Raw genomic sequence first — 14,447 nt, forward strand, 5'->3', positions numbered from 1 at the left:
CAGTAAAAAATCGTAGACCAGTTGTTGCAAGCCCATATAAGTTACTATATGTGTGCGCCATCAATTCATTGGATTTCTTAGTAGCGGCATAAAGTGATACAGGATGATCTACCGCATCATCTTCTGAGAATGGCATTTTCTCGTTCATACCATAAACCGAGCTAGATGAAGCATAAACTAAGTGCTCAACTTTATTATGGCGACAACCTTCTAAAATTGTTGTCATGCCAACAATATTTGAATCAATATATGCCATCGGATTTTCTAATGAGTAACGAACACCTGCTTGTGCAGCTAAATGAATCACGCGATTGAACTTATGTGAACTAAATAAGGATGAAACCGCTTGCCTATCGGCAATATCCATTTCAATAAAGTTAAATAGTTTTAGATGCGCTATACGTTTAAGTCTCTGGAGCTTAAGTTCCGGGTCATAATAGTCATTAATATTATCAATTCCGACAACCTCGTGACCTAATTGACAAAGGCGTTCCGCGACAAAATTACCTATAAAGCCGGCTGCACCAGTAACAAGATATTTAAAAGCATTATCCTTGATAAAATTAGATATAAATTAAGCTAGTCACTACCGAATAAATCCCGAGTATAAACCTTATCAGCAACATCTAATAAACAAGATTCCATTCTATTAGAAACAATCACATCAGAAATTCGCTTAAATTCATCAAGATCACGAATCACCCGTGAATTAAAAAAAGACTCATCTTCTAAAACAGGTTCATATACAATTACTTCAATGCCTTTGGCTTTAATACGCTTCATAATTCCTTGAATTGAAGAAGCTCTAAAATTATCAGAGCCTGCTTTCATAATTAAACGATGAATACCAACGATTTTTGGCTGCCGATTAATAATCGAAAAAGCTATGTGATCTTTTCTAACAGTGTTTGATTCAACGATTGAATTTATTAAGGTATTCGGTACATCTTCAAAATTTGCGCGTAACTGTTTAGTGTCTTTAGGCAGACAATAACCTCCATAACCAAATGACGGATTATTATAGTGGTTGCCAATTCTTGGATCTAAACTAACACCTTCAATAATCTCTTTGGTGTCTAAGCCATGACTTTCTGCATATGTATCTAACTCATTAAAGTAAGAAACACGCATTGCCAAATAAGTATTGGAGAACAGTTTTACTGCTTCAGCCTCTGTTGAGCCAGTCAGTAGAATATCAATGTCTTTTTTTATGGCCCCTTGGGCAAGCAATTCTGCAAAAACCTTTGCACGTTCTGACTTTTCACCAACAATAATACGAGAAGGATACAGGTTATCATACAATGCTTTGCCTTCTCGCAAAAACTCAGGTGAAAAGATGATATTGCTGGTACATAGTTTTTGCTTTATGCGTTTTGTAAACCCTACTGGCACTGTAGATTTAATCACCATTATTGCTGATGGATTAATTTTGTTTACATCATTAATCACAGCTTCTACAGAAGAGGTATTAAATTTATTTGTACCCTCATCATAATCGGTAGGTGTAGCTATAATGACATAGTCAGCATGCTTAAATGCTGACGCTTTATCCGTCGTTGCAATCAAGTTTAACGGTTTATGTACTAAAAAATCTTCTATCTCAGGATCAGAAATTGGTGATTTTTTTTGATTTATCAAATCCACCTTTTCTTGCACCAGATCTAAAGCAATTACCGAATTATGCTGCGCCAGTAACACTGCATTTGAAAGACCAACATAGCCAGTCCCTGCGATAGTAATGTTCATAAAGGTCCTTTCTCGAAATTCGCTTAAACTTTAAAAAACGTACGTGAAAATTAGAGGGAATAAATGTATTTCTTTAGTTGATAGTTAAAGCAACATATACGCCATTGCTATTAATTTAACACATTATACTGATTTTTATGTACTTTATTCAATTTAAAGCTCAAAAAGGCTTATCATGAGTTAAGCCTTAATTGAATATTGTTGATTAATCTGCTCGACCCATGAACTTCTGTTCTGAGGTATTTATTTTCACTTTATCTCCGATGGATATGTGCTCAGGAACTTGAATAATTAAACCTGTAGTCATCGTTGCAGGCTTCGTGCGTGCACTTGCTGAAGCACCTTTAATTGAGGGTGAAGTGTCTTCAATTACAAGCTCAACACTTGACGGTAAGTCTATTGAAACAGGGCTTCCTTCAACGACTACAACTAATAAACCTTTCGTGTTTTCATCAATAAATAAAAGTTGCTCTGCAATTGCCTCTTTATTAATGTTGTAAGGTGTATAGTCTTCTTCATCCATAAATACGAATTCATCACCATCGATATAAGATAAGACAGCAGGTCTACGGTTTAAATCTGCAAAATTTAGTATTTCATCCGCTTTAAAAGTTTCATCAACTTTACCACCGTTAACCACGTCATACATTCTCATACGGTATAAACTTCCACCTGCACGACCTTGGGGTACCGAACGCTCAATATCTCGTACAATCATCACTCGACCGTTATATTCAATAGCGGCATGCTTTTTAATTTCACTTGCTTTAGGCATTTATCATACTCATTGTGTCAATTTATGCAGACCCTACAAAAATATCACCTGTTAGTAAATATTTATTGCTTAAATCAAACTTGTATTTTTTGTTAACTTGATTTTTAATTATTTGCCACAATATATAAACGGTAAAGTTATAAGTTGCAGAGGACACTATGCAGTTAGTCTCATTAGACTCAAACGATCCAAATGTTATTAGCCTGTTCGCCGAAATAGATCGCTTGATGAATTCACTTTATCCGATTGCCAGTGACCAATCTTTAAAGTTGAGTGAACTAAATCAACCCAATGTTCACGCTATTGGTTTACTCACCGAAGAAGGTATTATCGCCTGTGGCGCGATTGTCAAAAAGTTTGAATCAACTTTATATGGTGAAATTAAACGCGTCTATGTTAAGCCAACCCACCGTGGTAAAGGCTTATCACGCCGAATCATGCAAAATTTAATGTACTGGGCTGGACAAGCACAAATCCCATTACTTAGACTTGAAACTGGTAGTAAACAAACAGAGTCTATCCATTTATATGAAAGCCTTGGCTTTACTCGATGTAAGTGCTTTGGTCGTTACCGCGATAACCCACTTAGTGTTTTTATGGAACTCCCACTTTCGACAGAAAACTAAGATTAATCAAAAGTCTTTTTAAACATTTAAGAAATAATATAATGTGTGGTTAAGTCAAATTTAACAGTAAGATGTTCATGAAACTCACACATTATCTGGTGTTAGCCTCTTCATTGCTTTATCCGAGTGTTTCATTTGCAGATACATTGCTAAGTTGGAAACCTGTCTCGCCATCCTTTGACCAAGAGTTCGATTGGTTAAAGACCACTTCAGGTGAATGGTTAAAAGGTGATTTGATCACCCTGTATAAGGAAGAACTCGAATTCGACTCTAAAGAGTTTGGTATACAAGTTATCAATATTTCTGATGTTACTGAACTTTATACTAAAGGTGAACAAAGTATTCGTCTCAACGATGGCACTTTATTGAGTGGCAAACTAATTATTAAAGATAACAAATTTAGCGTTGCTCACAACGGTTTTAAACAATCTTATGCATTGAGTAACTTGCTCTCTATCGCTTCTGCTGAAGGGATTGAGTTGGGTTACTGGAACGCTGAAGTAAACTTTGGTACTAACTTCCGGCGCGGTAATTCTGAGCAATCAGATTACACAATTAGCGCAGAAGCACAACGTAGAACTGCTAGCAGTCGATTTAGATCATATTTTATTAGTAATTTTAGTCAGCGAAAAAGCCTAGAGACAGGGAAAAAACAAGATACTACAAACGATCAACGTTTAACTGGCAGTTATGATTGGTTTTTCTCACCTAAGACCTTTATCCGACTGGCTGATTATGAATACTTCGCTGATGAATTTGGTAATATTGATAACAGGCACACATTTGGTATTGGTATTGGTTATAAATTGATAGATATCAGAACCTTTTCATGGGAAGTAAGTGCTGGTCCGAGTTATCAAACCACTGATTACATAAGTGTTGAATCCGGTCAGAATGATAAAGAAACGTCAGCTGTAATTAATTTGGGTATGACAACACAATGGACCATAAGCAAAAATATAGATTTCGATGTAGATTATCAAATTAAAGTCGTGAGTGAAGACGCTGGCCATTACATTCATCGATTTAAAACTGGGATCGAAATTGATCTTATTGGAGACTTTGATCTTGATTTAACATTTTATCTGGATCGTATAGAGGAGCCAAAAAAAGCAGGTTTAGTAATTCCTAACAAAAACGATTATCGCTTTGTGGTGAGTTTAAGTTACAAGTTTTAACTAAAAATTAACTTAACTTACCATGACCATTTATACATATTCATACTATAAATTGTGCAACTCAACTCACAAAGTCGAATGTCTGTGTAAAATAGCATGTCCTAGATAAATATATTAAATTTCAATCATATCAATAAATTCGTTAACACTAACGGAATTATTCTCACTGAATTATAATAACTTCGAGTATAAGGAATGTTATGAAAAATGTACTGGTGACTGGTGCTACGGGCCTCTTGGGCCGTGCGCTATTTCGGATTTTTACCGAACAAGGGTTTAATGTTATTGGCACAGGTTTTAGCCGTGCAAAGGCGCCAATAATTCAACTTGATTTAACAGATAACATTGCTGTTACCGAGCTGCTAAATAGTGCTAGGCCAAACATTATCATTCATGCAGCAGCAGAGCGAAAACCTGATGTATGCGAAAATAACCAAGCACACACAAAGGCGCTAAACCTTGCTGTAACAGAACATTTAGCAAACGAAGCTAAACGCATCAATGCCCGTTTATTCTTTATCAGCACAGATTATGTATTTGATGGTAAAGAGGCGCCTTATTTAGAAAACGCAAAAACGAACCCGTTGAACTTTTACGGTGAAACCAAAGAATTGGGTGAACACATTGTGTTAAGTACAAGCAAAGCGCATACGGTTATTCGAGTACCAGTACTATACGGAGACGTCGAATCACTTGATGAGTCAGCCATTACAACCATTGCGCAGCAGGTCAACGATAAGCCAATCAGTGCACATGATAACTGGGCTATTCGCTTCCCTACACATGTTGACGATATCGCCTATAAATTGGTCGATTTAGTTAAACAGCCAAGTGAAAATACATCAGGTATCTTTCATTTATCAGATGAAAAAGCATATACAAAGTATGAAATTGCGCAATTATCTGCAGAAATTCTAAATCTTGATAAAAATGGTATTTCACCAATCAATGAACCAAGCCAAATTGCTAACCGACCATATAACTGTGCATTAAAAGATACACGCTTGAGCGCACTTAACATTCGTCACACACGCTCTTTTAAACAAGCATTTACTGAGATAATAAAAACACATTTAGTTTACTGACCAAAGGGGTGTTTCTCTGAAAGTTTTATTAGTTGCTTTCGTATTGGCTTAAGCTGCTTTGCATAGAGTGATAAAGCATGAGCACCGCTGTCTAAACGTGACATGAGTTGAAGGTGTCGAGTGTTTTGACTGTCTTCGTCAATATCAGATAAAAATTCGTTTATATTGTTGATAATTAAATGAAAAGGTAACCAAACTAAATGCGGGTTCTTTGCGCCATAGCCTTTTAAAATACTAATAGGATTGTGGCCGCCACCTGATGCCGACACACCAATTGCAAAGGCAGGTTTGTGCCCTAACGGAAAGCCCGATGCGGAGCCAAATGCGCTTAGCAATAAAGCATTATGTAATACAGGAGGTAACATGCCTCCCCACTCTGGCGCAATAATCATTAGGCCATCACAATCATATAATCGATTCAGTAATTGTACTTTCTCATACATTAACTGATAATGGTTCATAGTGATGAAGTAAAATACTATGTTGGTTAAGATCAATTAGATCTATTGTAATTGCTTCTGATTGATATCTTGATGCTATATATTGACCTAATTTCAAGCTATTTGAATTATTACGACCACTGCCGCTTATTATCGCTATTTTCATTTAAATTCCCTTAAATATTTTGCATGCAATATACATTTAATATCCAGTATTTTTAATTAAAACTTGTTAAAATAACACACTTTATTTTTTGCTCACTCGTCATGTCTTTATCAAATCGTTTACAAACCATCGTTGAATTTATTGAGCCCAACTATCACCATATTTGGGACACCTGTTGCGATCATGGTTATTTAGGCAAAGCGCTTTGCAACTCAAATCCAGCTAGCACAATCCATTTTGTTGATATTGCAAGGCACATAATGTTAGCGCTCGAGCATAACCTTAAAACAAGCTTTTCCGAGACGAATTGGCTTTGCCATACAATAAGCGTAAATGCCCTACCAATTGATGATTATCCTGGAAGGCATTTAGTAATCATTGCAGGTGTAGGTGGCGATTTAGCCGCGGAATTTGTTTCAACTATTCAGACTAATTACCCAACAAAAGAAATAGACTTTATAATTTGCCCTGTTCATCATTCCTTTGTACTACGCAAACAATTAATTGAATTAGACTTTAGGCTTTTAAAAGAAACACTCGTTGAAGAAAATAATCGCTTTTATGAGATCATCTATATATCAACAAATTGTGCTAAATTAATAAGCCCTGTTGGAGAGAGTTTTTGGCAACATACAAAACCTGATATCGCTTTAAACTATTTAAAGCGTCTTGTATCGCATTATGACAAAGTGGCTACACACAAAGTTGAATTTCAACCTGCATTAAATGAATACCTCAAATTAACACGCAAATTAATATCACTTTCTAACAATTAAACTCACCAAGAGACTATTTCGTATATCCAGATTATTTACAGTTAAGTACAATGTCACAAAATATTGTTAGAAGACATTTATGGCTAAGAAAATTCAATACACCTTTAATCACCAACAAAAACTGATTAATTTTGCGCAAGACAAGTATAACTCTATGTTTGAAGCTATTGCCGCTGCCGAGGGCTTTGATATTGCTGATTATTCAAAGATGGAGCATCAAGTTACTTTGTATGCTAAAGATAAAGCGGCAATCCGCAATTTTAGAGATGAGTATTTTAAAAAGTTAGGTGTTACTAACATCACATTTATTAAAGAATAACGATGAATACATTAATCCTTTGTGCAATTATTGCCGCACTTTTACCTTATCTAGCAAAAGCACCTGTTGCAATTGCCATGAATAAACAAGGCGGTTACGACAACCGCCATCCACGTGCACAGCAAAGTAAATTAACTGGATTCGGGGCTCGTGCGCTAGCTGCGCATCAAAATAGTTTTGAATCACTGCTAATTTTTACCATTGCATTAGTGGTGGTGTTTGCAACAAATACCATAACCAGTACAACTGAAACACTTGCAATTATCTATATTATTGCACGCGTGCTTTATTGCATTTGTTACTACATAAATTGGCACATATTGCGTTCGAGCGTATGGTTAGTGGGTTTAATTTGCCCAATCGCTATGATGTTTGAAAGCCTAAATTAATTAGGCTTGCTCACTCAATTTAATACCTGCATCTTCAAGTAGCTTTAAGAATGCAGGTAGTACCTGTAAGTTTTCAAATGCGAGTTCATTTGCCAATTCATTTTTAAGATTTGGCGAAAGCTTCAACGCCATTTGTAAATCGTCCATCGATTCAGACAATCGGTTTTCTTGTGCATAAGCACAGGCACGTTGCCAATAGGCATAACCGTAATCTGCGTCTTCATCGATTGCTTGATTGCAAAGTGCAACCGCTTTATTCGTTTTACCTTGCTCTAATAATGCATCTGCTTTGTATGTAATTGCCTCTACATCATCTGGTTTACGTTTTAATATTTCGTCATAAATTTCAATTTTAGAATTCACATCGCTTTCTAAATTCGCACGCATCCAAAGTGAATGAACTTCATTGGTAATGGTAATTTTCCGCTGGTTATTTAGAATTTCTTCAGAACGTTCTTTTAATTGGTTTTCAAGCACGCCTAAACGTGTTTCGTATTCTTCGGTAATACTTTTTACGCGTTCATTTACAATACTTTCAACTTTATTTTTTACATCACGTAATGAATTCCAACCTACCAGAATTAATATTGTTGCTGTGGCGGTAATAATAAACATCACGTTGTTTATTGTGTCATTAGTGTAATCAAGTGCTCTATCAGCTGCGCTTAATTCAGTGTGTGTAATTTGTTTTGTGGTGTCTTCACGTAGTTTTTGTTGATCTTGACGCAACGATTTCAACTCGTCCAACACATATCGCTCCAACAGTGGGCGGTAAAGCGGTTCGTTTAATTCTTTAAGTGCTTTTTCTTGTTGTTGCTCATTCATCGGTTTTGCATCATTGGCTAACACCGTAACACTAAAAATGCTTAAGATAAGAAGAAAGATAAATTTTAATTTCATTAATATAGCCTTATTTTTTCAAGCCACTAATATACATCAAACCGTTATAAGCTACACCCATGTTTTATAACATTGCTACTGATTTGCATATTATTTTATAGTGGGTTTTGATAGAGTTTCGGCCATACAAAACTCAAGTTTAGGAAAATAATATGAGCATTCAACGTACCCATATCAATGAACGAATGAGTCGCATTGTGGTACATAACAAAACAGTTTATTTGTGCGGCCAAGTGTGTGCTGATGCAACCAAAAATATCAAAGAGCAAACGCAAACAATGCTTGATAAAGTCGATGCATTACTTATCGAAGCCGGTAGCAGTCGCAAACACATGTTAAGTGCAACGGTTTACATTAAAGATATGCAATATTTCAAAGAAATGAATGAAATTTGGGATGCATGGGTACCTGAAGGTTATGCCCCAGCTCGCGCTTGTGTTGAAGCTGCAATGGCGCGTCCTGAATTACTTGTTGAAGTATCAGTAATAGCTGCACAAATAGATTAATTACGATAAAGCATAGCATCTATGTTGTGGCATGAGATCGTCGAAATATGCGAATCATATTTGATGTCTGTAATGATCTTAATTTATAAAACAGACATCAATCCATTTCATTTATAGAGCTTTAAACCCATTACTGAAATTTATTTAAACTGATCTTACATTTTACAAATCACTGTTTCTATCATTGCTACTTATCCATGTCATGGATATTACTATTACCTGTTAGACAGAGCTTATGCATTTAAAATCAATTGAGTTTCTCAATTTTATATCTTGTGGTAATTCTGCTTCTCGTAAATTGTTACATCCATTCACATTGATGTGGACAGAGGTTTGACCAGGCCTAATATTGTCATATAAGGTAGCTATGATAATAAGAAAAACAAAAGGTCACACTATGAACCACCACTTTTCACGTAGAAATTTCTTAAAAGCATCTATTTACGGACTGGGTGCTGCCACCATCGCAATGTCTCTTACAGGCTGTAATAGCGATAATGATAATAAACTTGCCGAGAATGAATTTTCAATCAGCTTTAATCACGGTGTTGCCAGTGGCGACCCGTTAAGTGATGCAATTATTTTGTGGACACGTGTTACACCTGCTGGCACGCCACAAGGTGTTAATCTAACACTGCAAATTGCAGATGATGAAAACTTTGAAGTAAACCGAGTACAACAAACGGTTGTGGCTTTAGCTTCTAACGATTACACAGTTAAAATTGACTTTACTGGCTTAAATGCTGGCAGCAAATATTACTACCGCTTTGTGACTGAAGATGAAACATCACCAGTTGGGCAATTTAAAACACTTCCACAGGGCGCTATCAACAGTGTTAAGTTTGCCGTTATGTCATGTGCAAACTTCCCTGCTGGCTATTTTCATGCGTACGCAGAAGCAGCAAAACTTACTGATATTGATGCAGTATTGCACCTTGGTGATTACATTTATGAATACGGTGCAGATGGCTACGCAACTGAAAACGCTGTAGCGCTAGGTCGTGAGCTTGCTTCAGACAATGCCGAAGAAATCATTACCCTTGATGATTACCGCAAGCGTTATGCACTTTATCGTAGTGACTCAGCTTTACAACAATTACATGCAAACAGCCCATTTATTGCTGTATGGGACGACCACGAAGTTGCCAACGATGCCTTTAAAAACGGCGCTGAAAACCATAATGAAGGCGAAGGCGACTTCACCGCACGTAAACTGGCTGCCCTACAAGCTTATTTTGAGTGGATGCCAATTCGCCCATATGTAAAAGGTCAAACCGAAAGTTTATACCGTCAATTTGAATTTGGTGATCTGGTATCTCTTTATATGCTTGATACTCGTCATGAAAGTCGTGCAAAACCGCTAAATTATGCAAATTATATTGATCCTGTAACAGGCCAAATTGACAGCAACCGATTTATTCTTGATTTAATCGAGCCATCACAAAAGTTAATTGGTACTGATCAGCTAATTTGGCTACAAGATGGCATGATAAATTCAAATGCAAAATGGCAAGTGCTTGGCCAGCAAGTGCTGATGAATCGTATGCATATTCCAGCTGAATTACTGGCTGAACTTGCTAATCCAAGCACGCAAACTGCACAAACACTGAGTGAACTTGCACAAATTAAAGGGCGATTCCTTGCAGGTGACCCAACGTTATCTGAGCTTGAAAAAGCACGAATTATGACTGTCGCACCTTACAATTTAGATGCATGGGATGGCTACCCTGTAGAGCGCGAAATGATCCTACAAACAGCACATAGCTTTGGTAAAAATCTGATTACACTTGCAGGTGATACTCACAATGCATGGGGCGGTCCGCTTAAAGATGGCAAAGGTAATGTATGTGGTTATGAATTCGCAACAAGTTCGGTAAGTTCGCCTGGTTTAGAATATTACTTACAACTGCCAGAACAAATGGCGCTGCAATTTTCTGAAGCACTTAAACTGCTTGTTGACGATCTTGAGTATGCCAATATCCATCAGCGTGGTTTTATGACTGTAACGTTTACCCCTGAAAAAGCGCACAGTGAATGGCACTTGTTATCGAGTGTTCATCAAAGTGAATATCAAATTACTACTCAGGCAACCGAAGTACCCGCAAAATAAAGGCTTTGTTTAAGCTCATTTAACATTTTTCGGTTTAATAGTGTCAGGCGATTAAGTTGTTGATTAACAGCAGCGATATCGCCTTTTTCTATATTACTTAATATGGTGTTACGCGCTTCTATTTGCAGTGTTTGATAATGCGTAACAATATTCTCAAATACATCATTTGTACTTTCAGAAACGTCACTATTTAGTGCCTCGAATACTAAATCCTTTTCCCGAACATCGCTAAGTAACATTGACAGCTCTTCTTGACTTAACCACACATTCATTTGCGCTCTCCTTAATAATTAAGAATAAACAATAACAGTTGGAAAATTAACCAAATATGAATTTAAAAATGCGTTACGTATCAGAATTTAAATGTTGAAGGTGCAATTAAGCTTTTAATTTGCGAATCAGTAATTACTGGAAAGTCTTCTCGGTCTCGATAACGCCGATAAAGGCTTGTAAAAAGTGCTGAACGCGATAACTTATCGAGTTCACGTAAAAAATCACGGGCATTACTGCTATGCGCTTTCGCATTAATAGCGGAGCAGTGTTGATACTGTTTTATCAAAGCAACTAAACTTTGCTTATTATTCGCTTTTAAAGCATGCTCAGCTTCAATAAAAAATGCAACACCAGTCCAATACACACGTTGATGCGCCTTTAACTGCCACATATTTTCACTGATATCGCTTAGCCGTCCGCTATTTATTTTAGTATTAACTTTACCTCTTGAAAGCCCCGCTTTGATCCGAGTATAAAACTCATCGCGATTAATTAAGTTATTTTGAAACATCACAATATTTTGTAAATAGGTTGCCAGTCCCTCAGCCAACCAAAAATCACTGTAATCGAAAAGAGGGTGATAAAGATGTGATAACTCGTGATATAGCGTCCAATCGTTTTTTAAACTAACAAGTGAGGCATAACGATTAAAATGAAGCTCAACTGTGTCTGGTGTCCCTCTTACTATTCTTGCCCAAGGTACTGGCTCTGTTGAAAAATAACGCGGTTTTAAATCAAACTGATAGTTGCTTTGAAAAGGTTCGCCTAATACTAACTCATTCGCTGTTATTCCAAATGAAATCCACTCTTTAATTTTTTGTTGATGTGATAACGAAAGCGCATCTAAATGTTGGTACTTTATGGTTTTTGATGCGCCCAAATTATTAGGTGTAATGGTTGCAAATGAAGATGGACAGAATGAAAAAGCTGACAGAATAAGCACTAAATGCCAGCGTAAATTACTCACTCGCTTTTTGGCGGCTTTCTTGCACATGAATTTTTGCCTGAATAAAATCGGCATGAGCAACATACATCAAACCTGCTATTTTTCGTATCAGATGATCTTCATGCCCGTCCACAGAGCCATCCGAAAAGGCAACCTGCCAAAGTAACTCTATAATCTCAATACGTTCAATATCGCTGGTGTGTTCATTCACTACGTTAACAAACGAATACAAATCGATGGCCTTTTCAACGAGGCCTTTCGCTTTATCTAATAAATGTGTTGCTGCTTCATTGGGTAAATCACAATACGTGGTCAATATAGTGTGAATATTTTCCACTTCCTCTAATGCCACTTTGCCATCGGCACGCATAACTTCAACTAAGAGAGCAGCAAGTCCAGTTTCAAAATCGATAGCTGATTTAGTGTTATTTTGCTGATTGAATGAAGACAACAGTGATTTTAAATGTGCGATCAAAATAATACTCCCAAAAATTTAACGTTAGCAGTTAGCCCGACCCTTGGGTAATGAAAATTTGTTACTAAATGCAATATCGATTAAGCGCTTTTATTTGCTTACATGTTTAATATTAAAATTTATCTCTCACCTCAAAATCAACATCATAAAAACCAACATTAATATTGATAAAAATTATCCCAACGAGCGTCGAGTCGCGATTTAGCATCATCAAGTGTTCGCGCTGAGATGTATTCACCGTCACGAACTATCAAGTCTAATCTTTCAAGCTTTGCAATTGCATCGCCAATTTCAAAGTCTAATTGGCAGTGATATGTTTGTTCAAACCAATTCTCAATTTCGCTATCAAGCTCATCACTCGTAAGCTTTGCTTTAAAATTTAACAGCACACTGTAAGCGATTATTGCCTCTTTACAATCCTCTTCTTCAGCTGCATCAATTAAGGTGTGAAATACCCCTGCATTATTGTCTAAATTTTTAAAATAGAGGTTATCTGCTAATGCTTTCATAAATTTGATTTTTCTATTTTTAAACTTACTCCACTCTTTAAAAATAAAGCTACCAAATACTCCTAAGCCCAATCCTAAACTGATTAAATGCTGCTGAGTAAACTCAACATTATCATTACGTAGCCCTAACCAGTATGAGATTAACGCAGCAACTAGAATAATTGATGCCCCTAATTTAGTAACCAATACAACTGCCCCACCTACTGCGGCTGACGCACCGATAATTACTTTATCAATAGGCCTCATGCGTACTTCACTGTTTGGGAACAGCATTTCTAAATCGGCTTTGGGTACATTTTGAAAGAGTTTGATGATGGTAGCGCCTGGCTCAAAACCAACTGGCTTTATTTTTTTATTAGCAAAATGTGCGGCATCTTTAAAACGAATAAAAACAGCAACTCTATCGTAATTAGTAAAACTGATCGTTTGTTTTCTAAATCCCCACCAAGTGCTGAGTGTTTCATTTTTTGTTGATGCACCACGACGATAAAATACCACTTCAGCAAAATCATCAAAAGCAACTTCGAGCCTGACTTTAAACAGTGATTCTTCTGTTAATGCATCTTGCAAATCTTGATCTGTAATAATCTCATAATTTGCTGCATTAAGTATGGATGAAAATTCTTGTGCAAAGGTTTTTTGGCAAGTTAGCTTTTCTGTTTCGCTAAGGTTAGTTAACAATTGCGTATCTGCATTTGGGTCGAAAGGTGCGTAATTATCTTTTAATACTTCTAAGCGCTTGTGATATTCAAAATGAATAACACTGGCAAATAATTCTGCAAATTCGATAAAAGACGGGTGGTCTTCTTTTCTAAAAAGTGACTGACACATGCTGATCACATCAGACTTTCTAAATGGTATAAAACGCTCTAGGGACATAATTTAAGACTTACAACAAATCATTTTAAAACTGTACCTTGTTAAAGGGATCAAACCAACTACTGTAAGTAGTATCTCGCAATTAAAACCAAAAAAGGGCCCACTTTGTGAGCCCTTACGTTAAAACATTTATTCTAAGAACGTTTATCTTTTAACAAAGCAACTAATAACGCAGGTAAAAACGTCAGTGTTAGTATTGTCGACACCAAAATGCCACTTATTACAATAACGCCAACCCCCCGATACAACTCTGTACCATCACCGGGGATAAGTACCAAAGGCGCAAGACCAAATAAAGTTGTCGCTGTTGACATTAAAATGGGCATTAAACGTTTTTCAAGGGCCAATA

The 14,447-nt window shown here is 36.6% G+C and carries 19 protein-coding genes; 8 read left to right on the plus strand and 11 right to left on the minus strand.

Annotated features, from left to right (window positions below; all coding sequences use genetic code 11):
• From ABYD77_RS13085 to yeiP, 3 genes are all read right to left on the minus strand, one after another.
• Positions 1-559 (minus strand): SDR family NAD(P)-dependent oxidoreductase (locus tag ABYD77_RS13085; protein WP_372770595.1); only part of this gene is annotated, 559 nt, incomplete at its 3' end.
• A 20-nt stretch (positions 560-579) separates the two neighbouring features.
• Positions 580-1,746, minus strand: coding sequence for a nucleotide sugar dehydrogenase (locus ABYD77_RS13090; RefSeq protein WP_372770566.1), 1,167 nt, complete (start codon positions 1,744-1,746; stop codon positions 580-582).
• A gap of 205 nt (positions 1,747-1,951) precedes the next feature.
• Positions 1,952-2,521, minus strand: coding sequence for an elongation factor P-like protein YeiP (yeiP, locus tag ABYD77_RS13095; protein WP_372770568.1), 570 nt, complete (start codon positions 2,519-2,521; stop codon positions 1,952-1,954).
• A gap of 158 nt (positions 2,522-2,679) precedes the next feature.
• Between yeiP and ABYD77_RS13100 the strand changes: the two genes are divergently transcribed.
• The 3 genes from ABYD77_RS13100 to ABYD77_RS13110 all read left to right on the plus strand — a co-directional run bounded on the left by ABYD77_RS13100 (position 2,680) and on the right by ABYD77_RS13110 (position 5,410).
• A complete protein-coding gene (locus ABYD77_RS13100) occupies positions 2,680-3,147 on the plus strand; it encodes a GNAT family N-acetyltransferase (RefSeq protein WP_372770570.1) in 468 nt (155 codons plus the stop codon).
• 77 nt (positions 3,148-3,224) lie between these two features.
• Positions 3,225-4,325, plus strand: coding sequence for a YdiY family protein (locus tag ABYD77_RS13105; protein WP_372770572.1), 1,101 nt, complete (start codon positions 3,225-3,227; stop codon positions 4,323-4,325).
• Between the two features lie 200 nt (positions 4,326-4,525).
• On the plus strand, positions 4,526-5,410 hold the full coding sequence (locus tag ABYD77_RS13110; protein WP_372770574.1) for a dTDP-4-dehydrorhamnose reductase family protein: 885 nt from the start codon (positions 4,526-4,528) through the stop codon (positions 5,408-5,410).
• On the opposite strand, the gene ABYD77_RS13115 is transcribed toward ABYD77_RS13110, so the two are convergent.
• Both ABYD77_RS13115 and ABYD77_RS13120 read right to left on the minus strand, forming a co-directional pair.
• A complete protein-coding gene (locus ABYD77_RS13115; protein ID WP_372770576.1) occupies positions 5,404-5,871 on the minus strand; it encodes an NAD(P)H-dependent oxidoreductase in 468 nt (155 codons plus the stop codon). The two genes, ABYD77_RS13110 and ABYD77_RS13115, sit on opposite strands and share 7 nt — an antisense overlap.
• The gene (locus tag ABYD77_RS13120) at positions 5,846-6,016 is read right to left on the minus strand and encodes an NADPH-dependent FMN reductase (RefSeq protein ID WP_372770578.1); all 171 of its coding nucleotides are present in this window, start codon (positions 6,014-6,016) and stop codon (positions 5,846-5,848) included. The genes ABYD77_RS13115 and ABYD77_RS13120 overlap by 26 nt, the downstream gene beginning before the upstream one ends.
• A 101-nt stretch (positions 6,017-6,117) precedes the next feature.
• On the opposite strand from ABYD77_RS13120, the gene ABYD77_RS13125 reads away from it, so the two are divergent.
• From ABYD77_RS13125 to ABYD77_RS13135, 3 genes are all read left to right on the plus strand, one after another.
• On the plus strand, positions 6,118-6,792 hold the full coding sequence (locus ABYD77_RS13125) for a tRNA (adenine(22)-N(1))-methyltransferase TrmK (RefSeq protein ID WP_372770580.1): 675 nt from the start codon (positions 6,118-6,120) through the stop codon (positions 6,790-6,792).
• Positions 6,793-6,871: 79 nt separating this feature from the next.
• Positions 6,872-7,111, plus strand: a complete 240-nt coding sequence (locus tag ABYD77_RS13130; protein WP_274759988.1) for a DUF2960 family protein — start codon at positions 6,872-6,874, stop codon at positions 7,109-7,111.
• 2 nt (positions 7,112-7,113) lie between these two features.
• Positions 7,114-7,500: an MAPEG family protein gene (locus tag ABYD77_RS13135; protein WP_372770582.1), complete on the plus strand. Its 387-nt coding sequence runs from the start codon at positions 7,114-7,116 to the stop codon at positions 7,498-7,500.
• Here ABYD77_RS13135 and ABYD77_RS13140 read toward each other — a convergent pair whose 3' ends face one another.
• Positions 7,501-8,400, minus strand: coding sequence for a tetratricopeptide repeat protein (locus tag ABYD77_RS13140; protein WP_274759986.1), 900 nt, complete (start codon positions 8,398-8,400; stop codon positions 7,501-7,503). It lies immediately after the preceding gene.
• A gap of 152 nt (positions 8,401-8,552) precedes the next feature.
• On the opposite strand from ABYD77_RS13140, the gene ABYD77_RS13145 reads away from it, so the two are divergent.
• Complete coding sequence (locus ABYD77_RS13145; protein WP_372770584.1) at positions 8,553-8,906, plus strand: RidA family protein; 354 nt, start codon at positions 8,553-8,555, stop codon at positions 8,904-8,906.
• A gap of 397 nt (positions 8,907-9,303) precedes the next feature.
• Entirely contained in the window at positions 9,304-11,016 is a 1,713-nt protein-coding gene (locus ABYD77_RS13150) for an alkaline phosphatase (protein ID WP_372770586.1), read from the plus strand.
• Here the strand turns inward: ABYD77_RS13150 and ABYD77_RS13155 are convergent.
• The 5 genes from ABYD77_RS13155 to ABYD77_RS13175 form a co-directional block, all read right to left on the minus strand.
• Positions 10,989-11,288, minus strand: a complete 300-nt coding sequence (locus ABYD77_RS13155) for a hypothetical protein (RefSeq protein WP_372770588.1) — start codon at positions 11,286-11,288, stop codon at positions 10,989-10,991. The genes ABYD77_RS13150 and ABYD77_RS13155 overlap by 28 nt on opposite strands.
• 80 nt (positions 11,289-11,368) lie before the next feature.
• Positions 11,369-12,283 (minus strand): hypothetical protein, encoded by a 915-nt coding sequence (locus tag ABYD77_RS13160; RefSeq protein WP_372770590.1) that lies wholly within the window; start codon positions 12,281-12,283, stop codon positions 11,369-11,371.
• On the minus strand, positions 12,249-12,710 hold the full coding sequence (locus ABYD77_RS13165) for a TerB family tellurite resistance protein (RefSeq protein ID WP_372770592.1): 462 nt from the start codon (positions 12,708-12,710) through the stop codon (positions 12,249-12,251). Before ABYD77_RS13165 ends, ABYD77_RS13160 begins: the two co-directional genes overlap by 35 nt.
• A 158-nt stretch (positions 12,711-12,868) precedes the next feature.
• Complete coding sequence (locus tag ABYD77_RS13170) at positions 12,869-14,098, minus strand: TMEM143 family protein (protein WP_372770593.1); 1,230 nt, start codon at positions 14,096-14,098, stop codon at positions 12,869-12,871.
• Between the two features lie 134 nt (positions 14,099-14,232).
• Positions 14,233-14,447: efflux RND transporter permease subunit (locus ABYD77_RS13175; protein WP_372770594.1), on the minus strand; the 215-nt coding region annotated here is incomplete at its 5' end.

Origin of the sequence: Pseudoalteromonas sp. (genome assembly GCF_041629635.1) — a bacterium.
Classification (GTDB): domain Bacteria; phylum Pseudomonadota; class Gammaproteobacteria; order Enterobacterales; family Alteromonadaceae; genus Pseudoalteromonas.

Excerpts from the sequence above, each read along its gene's own strand:
- ABYD77_RS13090 (WP_372770566.1), bottom strand. The coding sequence starts at position 1,746 with ATGAACATTACTATCGCAGGGACTGGCTATGTTGGTCTTTCAAATGCA.
- yeiP (WP_372770568.1), bottom strand. The coding sequence starts at position 2,521 with ATGCCTAAAGCAAGTGAAATTAAAAAGCATGCCGCTATTGAATATAAC.
- ABYD77_RS13100 (WP_372770570.1), top strand. The coding sequence starts at position 2,680 with ATGCAGTTAGTCTCATTAGACTCAAACGATCCAAATGTTATTAGCCTG.
- ABYD77_RS13105 (WP_372770572.1), top strand. The coding sequence starts at position 3,225 with ATGAAACTCACACATTATCTGGTGTTAGCCTCTTCATTGCTTTATCCG.
- ABYD77_RS13110 (WP_372770574.1), top strand. The coding sequence starts at position 4,526 with ATGAAAAATGTACTGGTGACTGGTGCTACGGGCCTCTTGGGCCGTGCG.
- ABYD77_RS13115 (WP_372770576.1), bottom strand. The coding sequence starts at position 5,871 with ATGAACCATTATCAGTTAATGTATGAGAAAGTACAATTACTGAATCGA.
- ABYD77_RS13120 (WP_372770578.1), bottom strand. The coding sequence starts at position 6,016 with ATGAAAATAGCGATAATAAGCGGCAGTGGTCGTAATAATTCAAATAGC.
- ABYD77_RS13125 (WP_372770580.1), top strand. The coding sequence starts at position 6,118 with ATGTCTTTATCAAATCGTTTACAAACCATCGTTGAATTTATTGAGCCC.
- ABYD77_RS13130 (WP_274759988.1), top strand. The coding sequence starts at position 6,872 with ATGGCTAAGAAAATTCAATACACCTTTAATCACCAACAAAAACTGATT.
- ABYD77_RS13135 (WP_372770582.1), top strand. The coding sequence starts at position 7,114 with ATGAATACATTAATCCTTTGTGCAATTATTGCCGCACTTTTACCTTAT.
- ABYD77_RS13140 (WP_274759986.1), bottom strand. The coding sequence starts at position 8,400 with ATGAAATTAAAATTTATCTTTCTTCTTATCTTAAGCATTTTTAGTGTT.
- ABYD77_RS13145 (WP_372770584.1), top strand. The coding sequence starts at position 8,553 with ATGAGCATTCAACGTACCCATATCAATGAACGAATGAGTCGCATTGTG.
- ABYD77_RS13150 (WP_372770586.1), top strand. The coding sequence starts at position 9,304 with ATGAACCACCACTTTTCACGTAGAAATTTCTTAAAAGCATCTATTTAC.
- ABYD77_RS13155 (WP_372770588.1), bottom strand. The coding sequence starts at position 11,288 with ATGAATGTGTGGTTAAGTCAAGAAGAGCTGTCAATGTTACTTAGCGAT.
- ABYD77_RS13160 (WP_372770590.1), bottom strand. The coding sequence starts at position 12,283 with ATGTGCAAGAAAGCCGCCAAAAAGCGAGTGAGTAATTTACGCTGGCAT.
- ABYD77_RS13170 (WP_372770593.1), bottom strand. The coding sequence starts at position 14,098 with ATGTCCCTAGAGCGTTTTATACCATTTAGAAAGTCTGATGTGATCAGC.